The 18,721-nt window shown below is 51.4% G+C and carries 18 protein-coding genes; 7 read left to right on the top strand and 11 right to left on the bottom strand.

Annotated elements, in window-relative coordinates; genetic code table 11:
- Positions 1-14: 14 nt before the first annotated feature.
- Together K1Y77_RS06070 and K1Y77_RS06065 are read right to left on the bottom strand one after the other, a co-directional pair.
- Positions 15-1,685, bottom strand: coding sequence for an AMP-binding protein (locus K1Y77_RS06070; protein ID WP_030070342.1), 1,671 nt, complete (start codon positions 1,683-1,685; stop codon positions 15-17).
- A gap of 191 nt (positions 1,686-1,876) precedes the next feature.
- Positions 1,877-2,440 carry a TetR/AcrR family transcriptional regulator gene (locus tag K1Y77_RS06065; RefSeq protein WP_030070341.1) on the bottom strand — a complete coding sequence of 188 codons (564 nt, stop codon included), beginning with the start codon at positions 2,438-2,440 and terminating at the stop codon, positions 1,877-1,879.
- A 128-nt stretch (positions 2,441-2,568) separates the two neighbouring features.
- Here K1Y77_RS06065 and K1Y77_RS06060 point away from each other — a divergent pair, with 128 nt between their 5' ends.
- The gene (locus K1Y77_RS06060; RefSeq protein WP_264430847.1) at positions 2,569-3,756 is read left to right on the top strand and encodes an acetyl-CoA C-acyltransferase; all 1,188 of its coding nucleotides are present in this window, start codon (positions 2,569-2,571) and stop codon (positions 3,754-3,756) included.
- A 37-nt stretch (positions 3,757-3,793) separates the two neighbouring features.
- On the opposite strand, the gene K1Y77_RS06055 is transcribed toward K1Y77_RS06060, so the two are convergent.
- Together K1Y77_RS06055 and K1Y77_RS06050 are read right to left on the bottom strand one after the other, a co-directional pair.
- On the bottom strand, positions 3,794-5,461 hold the full coding sequence (locus K1Y77_RS06055) for a methyl-accepting chemotaxis protein (RefSeq protein ID WP_030070339.1): 1,668 nt from the start codon (positions 5,459-5,461) through the stop codon (positions 3,794-3,796).
- Between the two features lie 50 nt (positions 5,462-5,511).
- On the bottom strand, positions 5,512-5,937 hold the full coding sequence (locus K1Y77_RS06050) for an arsenate reductase ArsC (RefSeq protein WP_030070338.1): 426 nt from the start codon (positions 5,935-5,937) through the stop codon (positions 5,512-5,514).
- Positions 5,938-6,091: 154 nt separating this feature from the next.
- Between K1Y77_RS06050 and arsH the strand changes: the two genes are divergently transcribed.
- From arsH to K1Y77_RS06020, 6 genes are all read left to right on the top strand, one after another.
- The gene (gene arsH, locus K1Y77_RS06045; protein ID WP_030070337.1) at positions 6,092-6,811 is read left to right on the top strand and encodes an arsenical resistance protein ArsH; all 720 of its coding nucleotides are present in this window, start codon (positions 6,092-6,094) and stop codon (positions 6,809-6,811) included.
- A 15-nt stretch (positions 6,812-6,826) separates the two neighbouring features.
- Positions 6,827-7,897: an ACR3 family arsenite efflux transporter gene (arsB, locus tag K1Y77_RS06040; protein ID WP_264430844.1), complete on the top strand. Its 1,071-nt coding sequence runs from the start codon at positions 6,827-6,829 to the stop codon at positions 7,895-7,897.
- Between the two features lie 12 nt (positions 7,898-7,909).
- Positions 7,910-8,569, top strand: coding sequence for an NADPH-dependent FMN reductase (locus K1Y77_RS06035; RefSeq protein WP_030070335.1), 660 nt, complete (start codon positions 7,910-7,912; stop codon positions 8,567-8,569).
- Positions 8,570-8,572: 3 nt separating this feature from the next.
- Entirely contained in the window at positions 8,573-8,866 is a 294-nt protein-coding gene (locus K1Y77_RS06030) for a CC/Se motif family (seleno)protein (RefSeq protein WP_264430842.1), read from the top strand.
- Between the two features lie 113 nt (positions 8,867-8,979).
- Entirely contained in the window at positions 8,980-10,332 is a 1,353-nt protein-coding gene (locus K1Y77_RS06025) for a permease (RefSeq protein ID WP_264430840.1), read from the top strand.
- Positions 10,333-10,395: 63 nt separating this feature from the next.
- Complete coding sequence (locus K1Y77_RS06020) at positions 10,396-10,632, top strand: thioredoxin family protein (RefSeq protein WP_030070332.1); 237 nt, start codon at positions 10,396-10,398, stop codon at positions 10,630-10,632.
- Positions 10,633-10,650: 18 nt separating this feature from the next.
- Here the strand turns inward: K1Y77_RS06020 and K1Y77_RS06015 are convergent, their stop codons facing one another.
- The 7 genes from K1Y77_RS06015 to K1Y77_RS05985 form a co-directional block, all read right to left on the bottom strand.
- Positions 10,651-11,805, bottom strand: coding sequence for an MFS transporter (locus K1Y77_RS06015; protein WP_030070331.1), 1,155 nt, complete (start codon positions 11,803-11,805; stop codon positions 10,651-10,653).
- Positions 11,802-12,968: an organoarsenical effux MFS transporter ArsJ gene (gene arsJ / locus K1Y77_RS06010; RefSeq protein ID WP_264019188.1), complete on the bottom strand. Its 1,167-nt coding sequence runs from the start codon at positions 12,966-12,968 to the stop codon at positions 11,802-11,804. The genes K1Y77_RS06015 and arsJ overlap by 4 nt, the downstream gene beginning before the upstream one ends.
- 49 nt (positions 12,969-13,017) lie before the next feature.
- The gene (locus K1Y77_RS06005; RefSeq protein ID WP_264430836.1) at positions 13,018-14,046 is read right to left on the bottom strand and encodes an ArsJ-associated glyceraldehyde-3-phosphate dehydrogenase; all 1,029 of its coding nucleotides are present in this window, start codon (positions 14,044-14,046) and stop codon (positions 13,018-13,020) included.
- A gap of 157 nt (positions 14,047-14,203) precedes the next feature.
- Positions 14,204-15,043 (bottom strand): phosphate ABC transporter ATP-binding protein PstB, encoded by an 840-nt coding sequence (gene pstB, locus K1Y77_RS06000; protein ID WP_264430834.1) that lies wholly within the window; start codon positions 15,041-15,043, stop codon positions 14,204-14,206.
- 26 nt (positions 15,044-15,069) lie between these two features.
- A complete protein-coding gene (gene pstA / locus K1Y77_RS05995) occupies positions 15,070-16,236 on the bottom strand; it encodes a phosphate ABC transporter permease PstA (RefSeq protein WP_264430832.1) in 1,167 nt (388 codons plus the stop codon).
- Between the two features lie 18 nt (positions 16,237-16,254).
- Positions 16,255-17,505, bottom strand: a complete 1,251-nt coding sequence (pstC, locus tag K1Y77_RS05990; protein ID WP_264430829.1) for a phosphate ABC transporter permease subunit PstC — start codon at positions 17,503-17,505, stop codon at positions 16,255-16,257.
- A gap of 153 nt (positions 17,506-17,658) precedes the next feature.
- Positions 17,659-18,672: a substrate-binding domain-containing protein gene (locus K1Y77_RS05985; protein ID WP_264430827.1), complete on the bottom strand. Its 1,014-nt coding sequence runs from the start codon at positions 18,670-18,672 to the stop codon at positions 17,659-17,661.
- Positions 18,673-18,721 lie beyond the last annotated feature (49 nt).

The raw sequence follows: 18,721 nt of genomic DNA, 5'->3' as shown, positions 1-18,721 counted from the left end.
CAACTTTCCTTTAATTATTTGTCGTTGCGTGCTTGCTCAGTGGCTTGGGCACGAAGTTTAAAGCGCTGAATTTTACCACTAGGCGTTTTTGGCAGCTCATCGACAAACTCAATTACCCTAGGGAACGCATGGGTGGAAAGACGCTCACGCACCTGCTGGCGGATTTCATCGGCAAGCGCCTCGCTAGCTTCATACCCATCACGCAGCACGATGTAAGATTTAATCACCTCACCGCGAATCTCGTCCGGCTGCCCAACCGCCGCAGACTCTGCAACCGCTGGGTGTGTCATCACGCTGTTTTCAACGTCCGTGGGGCCGACCCGATAGCCTGCAGTGGTGATAATGTCGTCATCACGTCCGGCAAATTGGAATGAGCCGTCTTCATTGCGAATAACCACATCACCAGTTAGGTAGTAACCATTTACAAAGGGGTCTTTTTCTTGCCAGGTATAACCCTGGAAGAAGTGGGCTGGTGAGTTTTTAATGTCAACCGCAAGCACACCCGGCTCACCAGGTGGCAGCTCGTTATACTCTGCGTCCAAAATGGCTAGACGGTAACCCGGCATCGGCACACCCATAGCGCCTACATGCTTGGGGTGATCAAGGGAGTGATGGTTATTACAGGTCATGCCGGTTTCTGTTTGGCCATAGTGATCCATGACCGGACAACCCAACGACTTCTCCACCCAGGTCACTACTTCCGTATTGAGCGGCTCGCCTGCTGAGCTTGCCGCGCGAAGCTCAAGCGTTTGGTGGGCATCATCGAACAGCCCTGATGCTTTCATTAAACGGTATGCCGTAGGAGCTGCCGCGAAATTAGTAATATGGTGGCGCTTCATAAACGCCAATGCACCTTCTGCACTGAAGCCCGCCTCGCAGAAGTGCGTGGTAACACCGAGCAGCAGCGGTCCGGCAATCGCATAATAAAGCCCGTATGCCCAACCAGGATCCGCCATATTCCAAAAGCGGTCATCGTCACGAAGATCGACTGCCAGCTCCATATAGAGAGCAAACGCTGTCATCCCGGAAAGCGGCACTGCCACGCCTTTTGGCTTGCCCACTGTGCCTGAGGTAAACATCTGAAGAAAAGGTTTTTCAGGGGCAAGCCGGGGTGGCTTTTCGCTCATTGACGTATGCGTCAATGCAGCCTGCCAGTCATGGTCATTAGGGTGTTCGCTGGTAGAACCACCTACCGCCAAAACAGGTGGGCACTGACTTAGCCCGTCAAACTTATAGCGGTTAGCGTGATCAGTAATCACCAGCTTGGTATCAGCGCGCCCCAAGCGATAATCCACCGCATCGGGGCCAAACGCGGTAAACAACGGCTGGTAGACCGCACCAATTCGCCAAGTAGCAAGCACAGCTACTAGCAGCGCTGGTGAGCGCGGCAGCATACAGGCTATGCGATCGCCCTCGCCAAGCCCCTGCGTCTTAAACCAGCCAGCAAGCTTGCCACTCTGCTCGTCTAGCTCTGCGTAAGTCAGGGTATGCGTTTCCCCATTGATATCTTCCTGTACCAGCGCAAGCACATCTCCCCGCCCCTGGCGCACATGACGGCCACAGCATGCTTCAAAGGCATTAAGGTAACCATCTTGATGGTCATCTAGCCTGGCAATCATACTGTCAACCGTAAAGCTTTCCAGGAAGGTCGAATAGGTGGGTAATGAGGCTGATGTTGCTGTCATGATGGCTCTCTTATGTTGTTAGTCGTGAGCAGTGGTACGCAAACAGACAGGCCAGGGTTCCGAGCTTACGCATTATTATTGTCCGTTTACGTTAACGGAAACCTTGCAGTTGAGCTAACGCTAAAAGCATTTACGCGGGAGCGCAAGCAATCAGCGTTCTAAATAGATTAGACGTTGGTCGATCGAAAGGGTTAACGCGCCATAATCATAGCGACCAGTTCATCGGCTAAATCGTCGGGGGTTCGCGGCCCGCTGGGGTCGTACCAACGCACCGTCCAGTTCAGCGCCCCCAAGATAAACCGCGACACCAGAAAGCGGTCACCGTGAATAAGCTCTGCTGCCAGCGCATCGTCAATAACGTCTACCCAGAGTGCTTCGTAGGCATCCCGCAGGTGGCTTAGGTGGGCACTCGCATCAGGATCTAATCGCCGCCATTCAAATAATGCGACCACATGGGCATTGCGATCAGCAAACAGCGTTTCCAAATGCGCTCGTGCCATAGCATGCAGGCGCGCCTCAGGATCATCGTCGCATTTCTGAAGCGCTGCTTTGGCAATGCTAAGCGCATTCTGAGTGCCCTCCTCTATCACCGCAGCCAATATCTCCTGCTTATCTTTAAAGTGATGAAACAGGCTGCCAGACTTAATGCCCATTTCTTGCGCCAGCATACGCACTGTGGTGCGGTCAAAGCCTTCTTGGACGAATAGCTGAGCGGCTAAACGTGTCAATTCCTTGCGGCGAGGAGATGCATTCATTACATTCATATTATTTACACTAGCGCTTGCTTGGTTACTTAGGAGAAGACCACAGCCCTGCCAACGGGTCAACGCATCCCTAGCCACTCTGCAAGATAATCACAATAAATCTGTCAGGAGACGTACCAATGAGTAATGCCACCGACGTTGTATTTTTATCCGCGACCCGCACGCCTATGGGCGGAATGATGGGTAGCCTTTCCAGCATGACCGCCCCAGAGCTTGCAGCCGTTGCAATCCGCGCAGCCATAGAGCGCGCCGGTATCGAGCCAGAGACTGTTGAAGAAGGCATCATCGGCTGTGTACTACCTGCTGGGGTAAAACAAGGACCAGCCCGCCAAGCTATGCGCCAGGCAGGCATTCCCGATGCCAATGGTGCCACCACCATCAATAAACTGTGCGGTTCTGGCATGAAAGCTACCATGCTGGCCCACGATTTGATTAAAGCAGGTACCGGCGAAATCCTGCTCGCGGGTGGCATGGAGTCGATGTCTAATGCCCCTCACGTACTCACTAAAGCACGCGGCGGCTACCGTTTAGGTCATGGTGAACTGAAAGACCACATGTTCCTTGACGGCCTAGAAGATGCCGAAACGGGCAAGTTGATGGGCGTTTTCGCCCAAGATGTTGCGTCAGAACGTGGCTACACCCGCGAACGTCTAGACGATTTTGCCATTGCGTCTTTAGAGCGCGCCATGGACGCCACCAATAAAGGCCACTTAGCGGCTGAAATGGCTCCCGTAACAGTGACTACCCGCCAAGGTGAAACGCTGGTCGAGCATGACGAACAGCCTTTCCAAGCCAAACTGGATAAAATTCGCCAGCTGCGCCCAGCATTTGCCAAAGACGGTACTATTACTGCTGCCAACGCCAGCTCCATTTCTGACGGCGCCTCGGCGCTTATTTTGGCCAGTCATGAAGCCGCTAAACGGCACGGCGTAAAGCCGCTTGCGAAAATGCTTGGCCATACCACCCACTCTCGTCATCCTAGCGAATTCACTATTGCGCCAGTAGGGGCCATTGAAAAGCTGATGAAAAAGCTTGGCTGGGGCGTTAACGACGTTGATCTGTTTGAGATTAACGAAGCGTTTGCTGTCGTCACGTTAATGGCAATGGATGACCTGGGGCTGCCCCACGAGAAAGTCAACGTGTTTGGCGGCGCTTGCGCCCAAGGGCATCCGATTGGTTCGACCGGTTCACGGGTAATTGCAACACTTATTCATGCCCTACGTACCAAAGGCTGCAAACGCGGTATTGCTAGTCTTTGTATTGGTGGCGGCGAAGCCACCGCAGTAGCGGTTGAGCTTATCGACTAATACGACTTACCAACCTACCCGCGTCTTGGCGCACTAATCATGCCAAGGCGCGATACTCATTCTGTACTTCACGCGCGTCTAAAGTTGCCAAGGTCTCCCAATCTGGTGATTTTACCGTCACCAAAGCCTCTGCTTCTTTTTTAAGCTCTTCAGCCATACGGAACTGACCGGCATATTCACGCATCTGCAAGGCTTCCTGCGCTAGCCCTTCGGCGCTTTGTGCTGCCTGATTAACAAGCCTTAACGTATCTTGGGTCGTCATATCAATTTGCGCCACAGCACTATTTACCTCGTCGATACCCCGTCGCTGCTCTTCAGAAGCACGGGCCATTTGCGCCATTAACTGCTCTACCTGAGTGGCCGCCTGCATAATATCGCGCGTATGCTCGCCCGCTTGATGGGACAGTTTGCTACCCTTTTCGACGCTTTGACGTGATGCTTCAATACGTGACCGGATCTCATGTGCAGCATTTGCACTGCGCGTTGCTAGCGCCCGCACTTCACTGGCGACTACCGCAAAACCTCGTCCGTGCTCACCCGCACGCGCTGCTTCAACTGAAGCGTTCAAAGCAAGAATATTCGTTTGGAAAGCGATGCTTTCAATCATTGAAATAATGCTTTGTATTTCTTCAGAATGGTCATTGATGGCCTGCATCGTAGCAATAAACTGGGCGATTATCTGGTCTCCCTGCTGTGCTTTGTATGAAACATCAGTGGTTGCATGATTCACATGCGCAGCACTCTCTGCATTCTGGCTTACCGTGGCGGTTAACTGCTCAAGACTTGCCGCCATTTGTATAAGCGCAGCCGCCTGGGAATCAGTTTGCCCTGCCAATTGCAGACTTTGGGCCTTCATTACCTGGCTATCGGTATAAACCTGCTGACTGCTGTTGTTGAGGTGGTTAACTGTCGTCTTCAACGCATTCTGCATACTTGCCAATTCGCTAAACAGGCGGCCGATTTCATTCGCAGCATGAGCTTCTACTGGCGTTGATAGGTCGCCCTTAGCGATACGCCTAAAATGTTGCGTTATGGTATTTAGAGGCCGAAGGACGTTTTTACGTACGCCCCACACCACAAACGCAACGGTTAGTAGCGCCAAACAAACAACCCCAAGCACTCCCCAAAAAAGTAGTGATGATACTTTTTGAAAACGATTGAGCAACCCAGCACCACGGGCAACGGAGTAATCATAAAAAGCATCGGCAGTACTCACGAATTTCTGGCTGCTCTCATCCACTCGGGATTCACCAGAAAGGAAGCCACGAACATCGCGCTCTTCCAACATCATCATTTGCAAACTTAAATTATTATTAACCAATGAGCGGAAATCATTCGCTAACTGATCCACTAGCTCAAGTCGCTCTTCCTCAGAAAAACTCGAGTGGAAAGCATTAAACCGGGCTGAAGCCGCACTCAATAAACTTTCTGCTTCTTCTAGTAAAGGTTCTGGACGATCAAACGATGGGGTGCGAATTAGTTCTGCAGCTCGGTTCATTTGTATGCGAGCACGCAGCAGCTGAGTATAGGCACCGTTCAGCTCGCGCACCTGCGCCATATCTCGCTGCTGTAATGATGTGAATGCCTCTCGGCCGAAATGATTGGCAAATAGGCCTAAGCTACCGATTGCTAGCACTAAAAAGCTAAAGGTAACTAATACCAGCGCCCAGCTCGCTTTAACGCTTAGATTATTGATCATGCGCATATAAGGCTCTCAACAAAAGCTTTCCAACTAAGGCTTTCCAACTAAGGCTTTTAACCACGTGATTGGCGGTTAGCGTGCAGTGGCAACCAAAGCTGCAGACGTCGACGGATCTCTAATAGCGCTTGTTCATATGCATCTAATTTACTAATTAACCTTGGATCACGAATATCCCAGAAGAGCACTTCTTCCGCATGCCCCTGCCAATCTCTACACACCTGTTGCGCCTTGTCGCAAAGCACAATAACAAAATCAAAGTACTCATCCTCAAACTCATCCAGTGACTTACTACGCAACCCTTCCGTAGAAAGCCCTTGTTTACGTAGCGCCTCTAACGTTAGCGCATGGGGTTCGTCTGGCTCGGAACCTGCACTAAAAGCATCAAAATGATCACTTGCCATCTGGCGAAGCAGCGCCTCCCCCATCAAAGACCGTGCAGAATTGGCATTACAAAGAAACAGCACGCGACGCTTTGGCATAAATAAAAGACCTCTTGATGAGTTTAATTTCAGCAATTTACGCTCTCAAGATGACGCATTTATTGCAGCCTACTGGTTACTAGTACAAATATACGAAAAAACATATATCATAAGTATTAATAATCACTCTTACGATGTAAAAGGAACACCACTAATGGCATTGCTTGATGACTTACCAAACGTGGACAGCAGTATGTTTAAAGCGCCTACTCCTGAAACATTGATGCTCCCTCCTAGCGACCAGCCTACGCCTAACATCTTATTGCTCTACGGTTCACTGCGAGCGCGTTCATTCAGCCGATTGGTGGTTGAAGAAGCCGCTCGGCTACTCACTGCAATGGGGGCTAATGCAAAAATTTTTGATCCTCGTGGCTTACCCTTGCCGGATGCGGAAGATGCAAGCCACCCGAAAGTGGATGAGCTGAGGACACTGGCACAGTGGTCTGACGGCATGGTGTGGTGCTCGCCTGAGCGCCACGGCGCAATGACTGGCATTATGAAAGCACAAATTGACTGGATCCCGCTTGCGCTAGGCGGCGTTCGCCCTACCCAGGGTAAAACCCTTGCCGTGATGCAAGTATGCGGCGGCTCCCAGTCATTCAACACGGTAAATCAGTTGCGCATTTTAGGTCGCTGGATGCGCATGGTGACGATCCCCAATCAGTCATCAGTGCCTAAGGCCTTTATGGAATTTGATGACAATGACCGTATGAAACCTTCGCCGTTTTATGACCGCATTGTTGATGTCATGGAAGAGCTGGTGAAATTCACCCTGCTGGTTCATGAGCGTAGCGACCTGCTAACCGACCGCTACTCTGAACGCAAAGAGAGCGCCGAAGAAGTCTCTAAACGCGTCAACCAGCGCGCCATTTAAGAAAGGAGTGATCTTATGACAACTCAGAGCAATGCTTCCCCCACTAGTGCTGATATGGGACTGTTTGAACGCTACCTTTCTGTATGGGTAGCGATTGCCATTGTCGCTGGGATTGCACTTGGGCAGTTCGCTCCTGCCGTGCCAGAGGTGTTATCGCGGTTTGAGTATGCCCAGGTATCAATTCCGATTGCGGTATTAATCTGGGCGATGATTTTCCCCATGATGGCACAAATTGACTTCAGCGCGATTGCAGGGGTGCGTCGCCAGCCAAAGGGCTTGACCATTACCACCACGGTCAACTGGCTAATTAAGCCTTTCACCATGTTCGCCTTAGCTTGGCTGTTTTTCATGGTGATATTTCGGCCCTTTATTCCTGAAGAACTGGCCAGTCAATATCTAGCGGGTGCCATATTATTAGGCGCAGCACCTTGCACCGCGATGGTATTTGTATGGAGCTACCTCACCCGTGGTGATGCGGCCTACACCCTCGTTCAGGTGGCTTTGAATGATCTGATCATGCTGTTTGCCTTTGCACCGCTGGTGGTTTTTTTACTCGGCATCTCGAATATCCAGGTACCGTGGGATACGGTTATTTTATCCGTGGTGCTATACATTGTGATTCCACTTGCGGCGGGCTATTTCACCCGTAAAACACTGATCACCAAGTATGGCACCGAGTGGTACGACAACGTGTTTATGAAGCGTGTCGGCCCTATCACGCCCATCGGGCTAATCATTACCCTGGTGCTGCTATTCGCCTTCCAAGGCGACGTCATTCTGAATAATCCGCTGCATATCGTGCTAATCGCCATTCCGCTGATTATCCAAACATTTTTGATCTTCTTTATTGCCTATGGCTGGGCTAAAGCGTGGCGTGTGCCACACAACATCGCAGCTCCTGGTGCAATGATTGGAGCCAGCAACTTTTTTGAACTGGCGGTCGCAGCGGCCATTGCCCTGTTTGGCTTACAGTCAGGTGCCGCGCTCGCTACGGTGGTGGGTGTTCTAGTAGAAGTACCACTTATGCTCGCGCTAGTGCGCATTGCTAACAAAACGCGTCAGCATTTTCCTGAAAACGCACCGTAAAGAGGCACTTGAATGGCCCATTACTTAATTTTCCTTGGTTCAACACGAACCTCCACACCGCCCGCCCCCGCCCGCTTAGGCGAGCGGGTATCCAAGGCGTGCAAACGTCTACTTAGCTCGCTACCCGATACAACGGCAGAGGTCATAGACCCGCTAACGTTAGATCTTAACGGCCCTTTTAAGCCGCATTTTGCTTACGCAAAAAAAGCGGTTCCCACAGACCTTGACGCCCTTGCGGGTAAAATTGAGCACGCCGATGGCTACGTGATGGTCAGTCCTGAATACAACCACACCATGAGCCCGGCACTAAGCCATTTGCTGAATCATTTTGGCGCGTCACTGTTTGCCTTTAAGCCCAGCGCCATCGTGACTTACTCCATGGGACAATGGGGAGGCGCGCGTGCTGCGGTTAGCATGCGCGCATTTCTCTCTGAGTTGGGGTGCCTGCCAGTGTCCGCCATGATTCATATACCCAAAGCCCAGGAAGCGCTGAGCGACGATGGGCAATTTGTACAGGAACAGGAGCGCTGGGAAAGCTATTTTGGCCGTACGTTAGGCCAATTAACCTGGTGGGCAGAGGCAGCCAAAGCGCAAAAAGCCGAGCAAGATCCTGCAACGCTATCGCCTACGTTTAATACGTCGCCCGCTCAGCGCAATGCACCTACGGAGTGAGCGATGAAGCATGTGATTGAAATAGACAGCGACGCCATCGACTTCATCAAACAACAAGGCAGCGCCGTCACTGTTCGTCTTTCCCCTCGCCACGGCTGCTGCGGAGGGCTTGCCAACCTAGCGGTAGCCGAAGCGCAATCCCCAAATGCCACCCAACACTACCAACATCATGTTCAAGAGAATATTTCGATCTACATTGCCCCTGAACTGGCTCATCAAGGGCTGCGCATTAGCGTTGAAGGCTGGTGGAAATTTCGCCATCTTTATGTGGATGGCACCGTTATTCAATCAAAATAGATGACACAAAACATAAAGGCAGGATTGCCTTAACGAAAGCATTGACTAGATAATATACGCATAAACATATATTGTTATAATCATATTTCATTTAGACCTATGCGAGGTATCCCGTGACGGAATCTAGTCCTACCTCAACTTCCTCCTTTGCCGGTCGCTTGCTTTATCTCGCCAAGGAGAACCCCAACCAAGTACGCTGGCTCGCTGCCGTAGTGGGAATTTTTCTGCTGATCTATTTCCTGCCCGCTGGAACAGCGCGCTTCGACAACGCCGTGTTGGAAGGCATTCGATTGACACACTGGTACGCACAGGAACACGTCATTCTCTGCCTACTGCCAGCCTTTCTGATCGCTGGCGCTATGGCTGCCTATCTAAACGAAGGCGCCGTGATGCGCTACCTAGGGCCTAACGCCTCAAAGCCTGTCGCTTTTGGCATGGCTTCGGTTTCTGGCACGCTGCTGGCCGTTTGTTCTTGCACCGTACTACCGCTTTTCGGCGGCATTTATCGTCGGGGCGCAGGTCTGGGGCCTGCCATTGCCTTTCTTTATTCAGGACCCGCCATCAATATTATGGCGATTGTGGTAACCGCCAAAGTACTTGGCTTGGAGCTGGGGTTAGCCAGAGCTATCGGCGCGATTGTATTTGCCGTGGTAATTGGCGTCATCATGCACCTAATTTACCGCCGCGAAGAGCAGGCCCGTGCCACTAAAAATAGCCGCGGCTTCAGTGGTGAGCTCTCTCGCCCTTTAAGCCAAATCGGGATGTTTTTTGGGCTGATGGTGGGCATCCTGGTCTTCGCTAACTGGGCGGCAGCCGACAGCGCTGTCTGGATGACCATTCATGCCTATAAATGGCATATCACTGCCGTACTTTCCGGGCTTTTCGCACTGCTACTGATTCGCCGCTGGAACTGGCCGCTTCATCAAGTAGCGGTACTGGCAAGTGCCGTCGCCATCGCCGCCGTACTAGTACCCAGCGTACCTGAACTGGCGTTCGCGGTCGGTATTATCGGCCTTATGCTGATTGCCACTCTGCGTGACGAAGACCGTGAATGGGCAGAGCAGAGCTGGGAGTTCACCAAACTGATCATGCCACTGCTACTGGTGGGGGTATTCGTGGCTGGTCTGCTGTTAGGCCGCCCCGGTGAGGAAGGCCTCATCCCTTCAGAGTGGGTGGTACTGGCGGTAGGAGATAACGGCTTGCGCTCTACCTTCCTTGCCTCGTTACTGGGCGGCTTTATGTATTTCTCGACCCTTACCGAAGTGCCCATCGTTCAAGGCCTGATTGGTAACGGGATGGGCAAGGGCCCAGCGTTAGCCCTGTTGCTGGCAGGGCCTGCCCTGTCGTTACCCAACATGCTAGTGATTCGCACCATCATAGGTACGCAAAAAACCCTGGTTTACTGCACACTGGTTGTCGTAATGGCAACACTATCAGGCTATTTATATGGCCAGTTTTGGCCTTAACTAACAAGTACTACCGCAACGATGTTGTGGTAAGAAAACGCTCAAACTGACAGGAGTGATGTCATGAAACTCAAGATATACGGTAGCGGCTGCAAAAAGTGCCAACAACTGACCGACAACGCACAGGAAGCGGCCAATGCCCTCGGCTTAACGGTGGATATCGAGAAAATTACTGATGTGAACGCCATTATTGACGAAGGCATTATGCGCACGCCTGCGCTAAGCATCGAGGACGATATCGTCATTGAGGGTAAAGTAGCCAGCGCAGAAGATATTCAGAAACTGCTCAAAGCATCATAATGTGTCGATGATACAATCCTACTGACTAGGCACACGGATAAGCAGTAACACTAGCGTCGCTCCGAGCATTAACAGTGCCGTCAGCCACAGCGCACTGGCACCACTGTGCTCAATCAGCAGGCCAAATAGCAGTGGTGCGAGTGCTTGAGACGCACGTGCGGGGGCAATAATAAGCCCTTGCCGCCGACCGAACCCTTTAGGGCCAAATAACGCTAGCGGCAACGTGCCGGAAGCAATGGTCATCATACCGTTGCCCGCACCATGCAGTAACGCAAAACCGGCAGCAGGCATACCAACGGCTGTTAACAGTGCGGCACCTAACGGATGCAGCGTTGTTGCCACGCGTGCCGCCACTAACGGATGGCAGTGCCTGAGCAGTATAAACTCTCCCATGCGCGCTGCTACCTGCGCAGGCCCCACAAGCGCGGAAGCAGCAATTGCGACTGAAAGTGACGCACCACTCTCCTGCAGAAGCCTTGGAAGATGCGCCGCCATCGCCGTCGACACAAACCACCCAGCCGCAAACACATAGGCTAGTAGCAGCATAGTTAAGCGGGGACGGTCTGGCCTTGGCGCTCGTTGATCGGCCTCACTAAAAACGGCGTTGCTAGCCACTTTAGGCAGGCTGAAATTCAAGGGCATACCGATCAACACATGCGCTAATGCCCAGCTAGCGCAGGCCACGCGCCAGCCCCATTCGTTTTCCAACCATGCGGTAAGCGGCCACCCCACCGTGCTGGCAAATCCAGCAACCAGCGTAACACCGGTAATCGATGCCCTCGCTTGACGCCCTAATAATCGGCCTAAGGTGGCAAAGGCAGCATCGTATAGCCCCATCGCCATCCCAATCCCCGTCACCAACCAAGCAAGTATTAGCGAGGGTAAACCCTGGGACACGGCCATTATGCCAAGACCCAGTGCCAATACCCCATTAGAGGCCATCAACACGCCTCGCCCGCCTTGCCTATCGATCCATCGGCCAACGGAAGGCCCGAGCACTGCCGTCAGCAGTAAGGCTGCTGAAAAAGCGCCAAATACCCAGCTAGTTGAGACACCTAACTCTTTTGCTATTGGGACTGCAAGAATAGCGGGCAGATAATAGCTGGAAGCCCAGGCGAGGGTTTGCGCACTGCCTAATGTGAGCGTTAAACCAACCCTGGGCGAGCGAATCATGCGGTTTGTTTAGGCAACGCCAGTGCCATCAATGAACTGGCTGCCACTAAGGCCGCCGATACCCAAAGACAGGCACTCAGCCCATACGCCATATATAGCCAGCCTGATAGCAAGGTTCCCACCAACCGCCCCATGGCATTGGCCATATAGTAGAAGCCAACGTCCATCGAGACGCCATCGGCACGGGCATAATGAACGATCAGGTAACTGTGCCAGCTGGAATTAATCGCAAACAGCACACCAAACGCTAAAAGCCCGACCACTAGCCAAGCCACCTGCTCTAGCGGTAGCAACGCCAATAAAATTGCCAACACTGCTAGAGCAGCTGCCCAGCCTGCGGTTAGCGCGCGAGCATCCCCCTTAATCAGCCGAGTTAGCTTAGGTGCCTGGGTTTGGACCCCGCCGTAGCCAATAATCCATGCTGCCAGTAATCCCCCCACCGTCCAGTGGGTCCAGCCGTGCTGGTCATATAAAAACACCGGCAACGCCACTACGAACCAGACATCCCTTGATGCAAACAGGCAAAAACGCGCCGCTGAAAGCACATTAATCGCGCGGGACTTGGAGAAAATTTCCGAAAACTTAGGCTTTACCTTCTGGCGCCCTAAATCAGCCTTCAAGCGCCAAAAAGAGAGTAAGAGCACCCCACTAAGCATAACCGCCATGGCAATCACCGCACCACGGAAACCAATCAGCGTTAGCAACACCCCGCCAATAAAAAAGCCGAGACCTTTCAATGCATTTTTAGAGCCGGTCAGCATCGCTACCCAACGGTAAAGCGCGCTATTGGCATTGGCACTCTCTTTAGGTACCAGCACTTTAACCGCACTTTTAGCGCTCATTTTGTTTAGGTCTTTGGCGATCCCAGACAACGCCTGAGCCGCCATGACCCAAACAACCGTAAGCATTCCTGCGGGCACCATCAGCATAGCAAGGGCGATAATTTGCAACCCAAGCCCCACATTCATCGTGCGGTTCAAGCCTAACCGCGCACCCAGCCAGCCGCCCACCAAGTTGGTCACTACGCCAAAGGCTTCGTAGAACAGAAACAGCATGGCAATTTGCAGCGGCGAGTAGCCCAACTGGTGAAAATACATCACTACCAACATGCGCAGCGCGCCATCGGTAATGGTAAATGCCCAGTAGTTACCGGTGATTAGCATGTATTGGCGCACCTCGAAAGGCAGCGCTCGAACCCGGCTCAGCAGGGAATCACTCACCCCCATCGGCTCCACCCACTTTCATAGCGAGTTCAGCGGTACGGTTGGCATAACCCCACTCGTTGTCATACCAGGCGTAAAGCTTAAGCTGGGTGCCGTTGACCACCATGGTGGAAAGCGCATCGATAATGGAGCTGCGTGGGTCAGTGCGATAATCAATCGATACCAGCGGGCGTTCTTCATAACCCAAAATACCGGCAAGCTCTCCCTCCGCGGCTGTCTTCAGCGCTAGATTAACTTCTTCCGCCGTGACCACGCGCTCAAGCTCAAACACCATATCAGTGAGCGATGCGTTGGCTAGCGGCACGCGAATGGCATGGCCATTTAGCTTGCCTTCCAGCTCGGGGAAAATTGCGGTAATCGCTTTCGCAGAGCCGGTCGTTGTCGGAATCAGACTCATGCCACAAGCACGAGCACGACGCAGGTCTTTATGCGGCGCATCCAGAATGGTTTGAGTGTTGGTAATGTCGTGTACCGTGGTCATCGAGCCATGGCGAATGCCAAAGGTTTCCTGAATCACTTTCACCACCGGTGCCAAGCAGTTAGTGGTACAACTAGCGGCGGTCACAATTCGATGCTGAGCAGGATCGTAAAGGTGATCATTAACGCCTACCACCACGTTCAGCACGCTGGCATCTTTAATTGGTGCACTCACCACCACCCGCGCAACCCCTTGGTCAAGGTATGCTTGAAGTGTGGCGGTTTCTTTCATTTTACCCGAGCACTCAATGACCACGTCACACGCCGACCAGTCACTGTCGGCAATCATTTTATTGGCACTAAATGAAACAGATTTACCATCTAAAACAATCGTATTGTTAGAGGTGGTGATCCCATTACCAGGCGACCAGTGACCATGTACCGAGTCAAATTCAAGCAGGTGGGCAAACGTTGCCGCATCGCCGCCGGGGTCATTAATACGGATAAGTTCTACCGCCCCAGTTTCAACCCCAGCCCAGAGACTGCGCAGCGCCAGCCGACCAATACGACCAAACCCGTTAATACCAATACGTAATGCCATGAGGCCTCCTGTTTAGTTAAACATATGGATGAATGGCTAGATAAGCGAATAGGTGAACAGTACAAAAATCGTAATGCAAACATACGAAAAAACATATATAAAAAACTAAAAAAATGCCTGCAGGTTAGCTTAGCGCTAGCTTGCAGGCAGTACTTAGTTAACCGTAGCGACCAGAGATATAGTCTTCGGTTTTCTTCTGTGCAGGGGTTGAGAACATTACTTTGGTATCGTTGTACTCGATGATTTCCCCTAAATGGAAAAACGCCGTGTAGTCAGCTACCCGTGCAGCCTGCTGCATATTATGCGTGACTGTCACGATGGTGAACTGCTCTTTCAGTTTATCCATCAGATCTTCAATCGTTGCTGTAGAGATCGGATCTAACGCAGAAGTAGGTTCATCCATTAAAATGACATCCGGCTGAACCGCAATTGCTCGTGCAATACACAGGCGCTGTTGCTGACCACCGGATAAGGAAGTACCTGGTTCCTGTAGCTTATCTTTCACTTCATTCCATAGGCCTGCATCGCGCAACGCTTTCTCAACAAGCTCATCTTGATCTGCTTTACGACTTACTAAGTCATGCATGCGCGGTGCGTAAGCAATATTTTCGTAGATCGACTTAGGAAAAGGATTCGGCTTCTGAAATACCATGCCGACGCGACGGCGCAACGCTACTTCATCCATCTTTGCGGCGTTAACGTCCCGGCCGTCCATTTCCACCAATCCTTCCGTACGAACACTAGGAATAAGATCATTCATGCGGTTAAGGCAGCGCAAGAAGGTCGATTTACCGCACCCCGAAGGGCCAATCAGCGCGGTTACATTCTTCTGAAAAAGATCAATATTCAATCCTTTTAACGCCTGGGTTTTGCCGTACCACAGGTTCAAATCACGAACTCGGATACTTAAATCATGGCAAGCCTTCTCATTACGCGTATAGGGCTGCCCCACGTCGGGCAGAGTCTGCTGGTTCATTACAGGTGCATGGCTATTCATAGTAATGTCCTCTATGACGTGCTGGCCTACCAGCGACGCTCAAATTTCTTACGTAGTACAACGGCAAAGGCGTTGAGTGAGATGAGTATGGTGAGCAGCACTAAAATACCACCGGCAGTTTTTTCCACAAACGCCTGCTCTGGCTCACCTGACCAAGTAAATATTTGAGCGGGCATTACTGTTGCTGCATTAGTAAATGAGGCTCCCACATCAGGAATAAATGCCACCATACCGACAATAATCAGCGGTGCTGTTTCACCCATTGCCTGTGCCAGACCAATAATGGAACCCGTCATAATGCCAGGCATCGCCAAAGGAAGAACATGGTCACGCACTACCTGCCAGCGTGAGCACCCTACTCCAAACGCCGCATGACGAATGGAATCCGGCACACTGCGTAGCGCTGTGCGGGTAGAGATAATAATCACCGGCAGCGTCATCAGCGCCAGGGTCATACCGCCTGCCAGTGGCGAAGAGCGCGGCACCCCAAAAAAGTTAATAAAAATCGCCAAGCCCAACAAACCGAATAGAATTGAAGGTATTGCCGCTAGGTTATTAATGTTGATTTCAATTGCTTGGGTAAAGCGGTTATCTGGGGCAAATTCTTCTAGATAGATCGCAGTCATTACACCGATGGGAAACGCAATCAATAGGGTGACAATCATTGTCATCACCGTACCGACGACAGCCGACAAAATACCAGCATTCTCGGCAATTTTTGAATCACCAGAACCGAAGAACGTTTTATTGAAGCGCAAATCAACCTGTCCGGCCGCGACACGCTCATCAATCTCAGCTTTTTCTTGCTCGCTAAGGCGATTACGGTGCCCTTTCAGGTATTGGTCCACCGCACTATTTGCCAGCATCCAACGCTGCTCTGATGTGCCGATTAATTCAGGGTTATCGCGCAACTGAAGCGGGATAACGCGTACCACGGTGCGACTAATCAGTGGGATCAAGTCTTCATCAAACGCTTGACGCCCATCGCGACTAGCTTCTTCTGAATAACGAATTTCGGTATTGATGTATGCTTGCTGAAAAGCTGGCAACCCTTTGCTTAACATATCAGCAAAGAACAGCACCAAAAACAGACCCGCTAATCCCAGCGCCCCCATGGATACCCACTTTAGGCGTGACGACTTACGGTGACGCCGCTTAAGCTGCTGGCTGATCTCGTCAAAAGTATGGCTCATCGAATCAGTTCCTCGGCGTTACAGGTTATTAACGCGGTATTTTTCACGGAAGCGGCGAATCATTAGCACTGACACCAGATTGAGCGTCAGCGTCACTGCGAATAGAACCAAGCCCAGAGCAAATGCTGAAAGCGTTTCGGCACTTTCGAATTCCTGGTCACCCGTGAGCGCCGCAACAATTCGAACAGTCACCGTCGTCATGTCCTCTAAAGGATTGGCGGTTAGGTTGGGTCGCATACCCGCTGCCATCACAACAATCATCGTTTCGCCCAGCGCCCGGGACATACCCAGTAATGAAGCAGAAATAATCCCAGGTAAGGCAGCGGGTATTACCACGTCACGAATCGTTTCGCCTTTGGTCATACCCAATGCGAGAGACCCTTGGCGCATGCTGTCTGGTACAGAGTTAATGACGTCATCAGAAAGCGAGGAGATAAACGGGATAATCATGATCCCCATTACAACCCCGGGAGCGACGGCATTGTTATAAGAGGCATCTAAACCAAAAAAGCCTGCGATATTGACAATAATGGGCGCAACCGTGATGGCGGCAAAGAAGCCATATACCACAGTTGGAATACCTGCCAACACTTCAAGTACAGGCTTAGCAATAGTGCGAACCCTGGTAGGCGCGTATTCCGACATATAAATAGCGGAGAGCAGTCCTACCGGCACTGCCACCAACATCGCAATAGCAGTGATCATAAAGGTGCCCGCAAATAGCGGCACTGAACCAAACTCTGCACCGCTGCCGTCACCACGGCCTGCCGATGCTAAAAAACTCGCCCCGGGATTCCAGTTGGTGCCAGTAATAAATTCCCAAAAGCTATGCATCTGAAAAAAACGCAATGCTTCTGAAATAATTGAAAAAAGTATTCCAAAGGTTGTGAAAATCGAAATCAACGCCGCGCCAGCTAGTATCCATCGAATAACGCGTTCAATGGCTTGGCGTGCATGGAACTCAGGTTTAACCTGGGTAATGCCCACAGCAAGGCCCGCGGCAGCCACCACCAGACTAGCAGCAAGTAAATATAGTGGCGGAATATCAGCGCCTAGCAACAGTAACAGCAAAGAACCGACGGCCCCCACTAACACTGCCGGCCCTGCCGTTGATAGAACCGCAAACCACGCATACTGGTCTGGCTGCGCAAACATTGCGGCTCCTGATGCGCGCACACGGGAAGCCTTTGCACGGCCAACAAAGTAAGCCACTAGCCCAAGCAGCAAGAGCACAGTGCAAAAGAGTAAAAGTAGCTGGTTAGTTTGCATCGAATTTCTCTCGCATCACTTAATGAGATCGTATTGGCGACCACTTTGGAGCAAAAACATGACAGTAATGTGACAAATGCCAAGATAAAGCCAACTCAAAATAAGAGGCCGGTAGCTTGTGGCTACCGGCCTCTTGTATCAAAAGTTGTTAACTTACTTCAGATCTTCGACCGTTAACTGTGCACGGTCAGCAACACGCTGACGAGCCTGTTCACGCTCAGCTTCAGGCAACGGAATCAAACCAATATCAACCAAATAGCCATCATTGCCAATCATCAGCTCTTCCATAAACATATTGGCATAGTCGTACATTGGTGGTACTTCGTCAGCATGCTGATTCTTGAGGTAGAACCACAGCGAGCGAGCAACCGGGTATTCGCCAGAACTAATCGCTTCAACTTCTGGTTCAACGCCACCAATAGAAGCACCTTGAATAGTATCCGGATTTTCCGTCAAGAAAGAGTATCCAAAAATACCGAACGCTTTAGTGTCTTCTGACAAACGCTGAACAATCAAATTATCGTTTTCACCTGCATCGATATAGACACCGTCGGAGCGAATTTCGGTATAACCTTCGCCACCGTAGACATCCATTTCTTCAGAGACAACTTCCATTACCAGCTCTTCAAACGCATCGCGGGTACCAGAGGTCGTGGGCGGCCCATAAATAGAAATCTCACGGTCCGGTAAAGAGTCGTCAATTTCGCTCCAGTTGGTATAGGGGTTATCAACCAACTCACCATCAACGGGAACCTGGGCGGCTACGGCAAGGAAAATATGTTCCAAGGTAAAATCTGCCGCATCGTTATCAACAGATTGTCCAAGGACGATACCGTCAGAACCGATTTTAGCTTCGGTGATATCAGTCACGCCGTTCTCTTCACAGCGCTCAAATTCAGACGGTTTCATACGACGTGACGCATTGGTGATATCGGGCGTGCCTTCGCCAACACCATTACAGAACAGACGCAAACCACCACCCGACCCTGTTGATTCAATAACAGGGGTAGGGTTACCGGTAGTGGCACCGAACTCTTCAGTAACGTAGCTGGCAAACGGGTAAACGGTACTGGAACCTACGATACGGATCTGATCACGTGCCTGGGCAACACCGGCAACGCTCATTACGGCAGCCGCGATCACGGTCGTTTTTAGAATACGGTTCATGCGAAATACTCCTGTCGATGTAAGGTTTTGGCCTTCGCAGGTCGTACTT

It is taken from the genome of Halomonas qaidamensis (assembly GCF_025917315.1).
GTDB lineage: Bacteria > Pseudomonadota > Gammaproteobacteria > Pseudomonadales > Halomonadaceae > Vreelandella > Vreelandella qaidamensis.
The sequence above is the reverse complement of the archived record's forward strand: the minus strand, read 5'-3'. Positions and strand labels throughout refer to the sequence as shown.

Coding starts and splice junctions, on each gene's coding strand:
- K1Y77_RS06030 (WP_264430842.1), top strand. CDS start 8,573: ATGAAGCATGTGATTGAAATAGACAGCGACGCCATCGACTTCATCAAA.
- K1Y77_RS06050 (WP_030070338.1), bottom strand. CDS start 5,937: ATGCCAAAGCGTCGCGTGCTGTTTCTTTGTAATGCCAATTCTGCACGG.
- K1Y77_RS06015 (WP_030070331.1), bottom strand. CDS start 11,805: ATGATTCGCTCGCCCAGGGTTGGTTTAACGCTCACATTAGGCAGTGCG.
- K1Y77_RS06035 (WP_030070335.1), top strand. CDS start 7,910: ATGGCCCATTACTTAATTTTCCTTGGTTCAACACGAACCTCCACACCG.
- K1Y77_RS06070 (WP_030070342.1), bottom strand. CDS start 1,685: ATGACAGCAACATCAGCCTCATTACCCACCTATTCGACCTTCCTGGAA.
- K1Y77_RS06060 (WP_264430847.1), top strand. CDS start 2,569: ATGAGTAATGCCACCGACGTTGTATTTTTATCCGCGACCCGCACGCCT.
- pstA (WP_264430832.1), bottom strand. CDS start 16,236: ATGAGCCATACTTTTGACGAGATCAGCCAGCAGCTTAAGCGGCGTCAC.
- K1Y77_RS05985 (WP_264430827.1), bottom strand. CDS start 18,672: ATGAACCGTATTCTAAAAACGACCGTGATCGCGGCTGCCGTAATGAGC.
- K1Y77_RS06065 (WP_030070341.1), bottom strand. CDS start 2,440: ATGAATGCATCTCCTCGCCGCAAGGAATTGACACGTTTAGCCGCTCAG.
- K1Y77_RS06020 (WP_030070332.1), top strand. CDS start 10,396: ATGAAACTCAAGATATACGGTAGCGGCTGCAAAAAGTGCCAACAACTG.
- arsJ (WP_264019188.1), bottom strand. CDS start 12,968: ATGCTAATCACCGGTAACTACTGGGCATTTACCATTACCGATGGCGCG.
- pstC (WP_264430829.1), bottom strand. CDS start 17,505: ATGCAAACTAACCAGCTACTTTTACTCTTTTGCACTGTGCTCTTGCTG.
- arsH (WP_030070337.1), top strand. CDS start 6,092: ATGGCATTGCTTGATGACTTACCAAACGTGGACAGCAGTATGTTTAAA.
- K1Y77_RS06055 (WP_030070339.1), bottom strand. CDS start 5,461: ATGCGCATGATCAATAATCTAAGCGTTAAAGCGAGCTGGGCGCTGGTA.
- arsB (WP_264430844.1), top strand. CDS start 6,827: ATGACAACTCAGAGCAATGCTTCCCCCACTAGTGCTGATATGGGACTG.
- pstB (WP_264430834.1), bottom strand. CDS start 15,043: ATGAATAGCCATGCACCTGTAATGAACCAGCAGACTCTGCCCGACGTG.
- K1Y77_RS06005 (WP_264430836.1), bottom strand. CDS start 14,046: ATGGCATTACGTATTGGTATTAACGGGTTTGGTCGTATTGGTCGGCTG.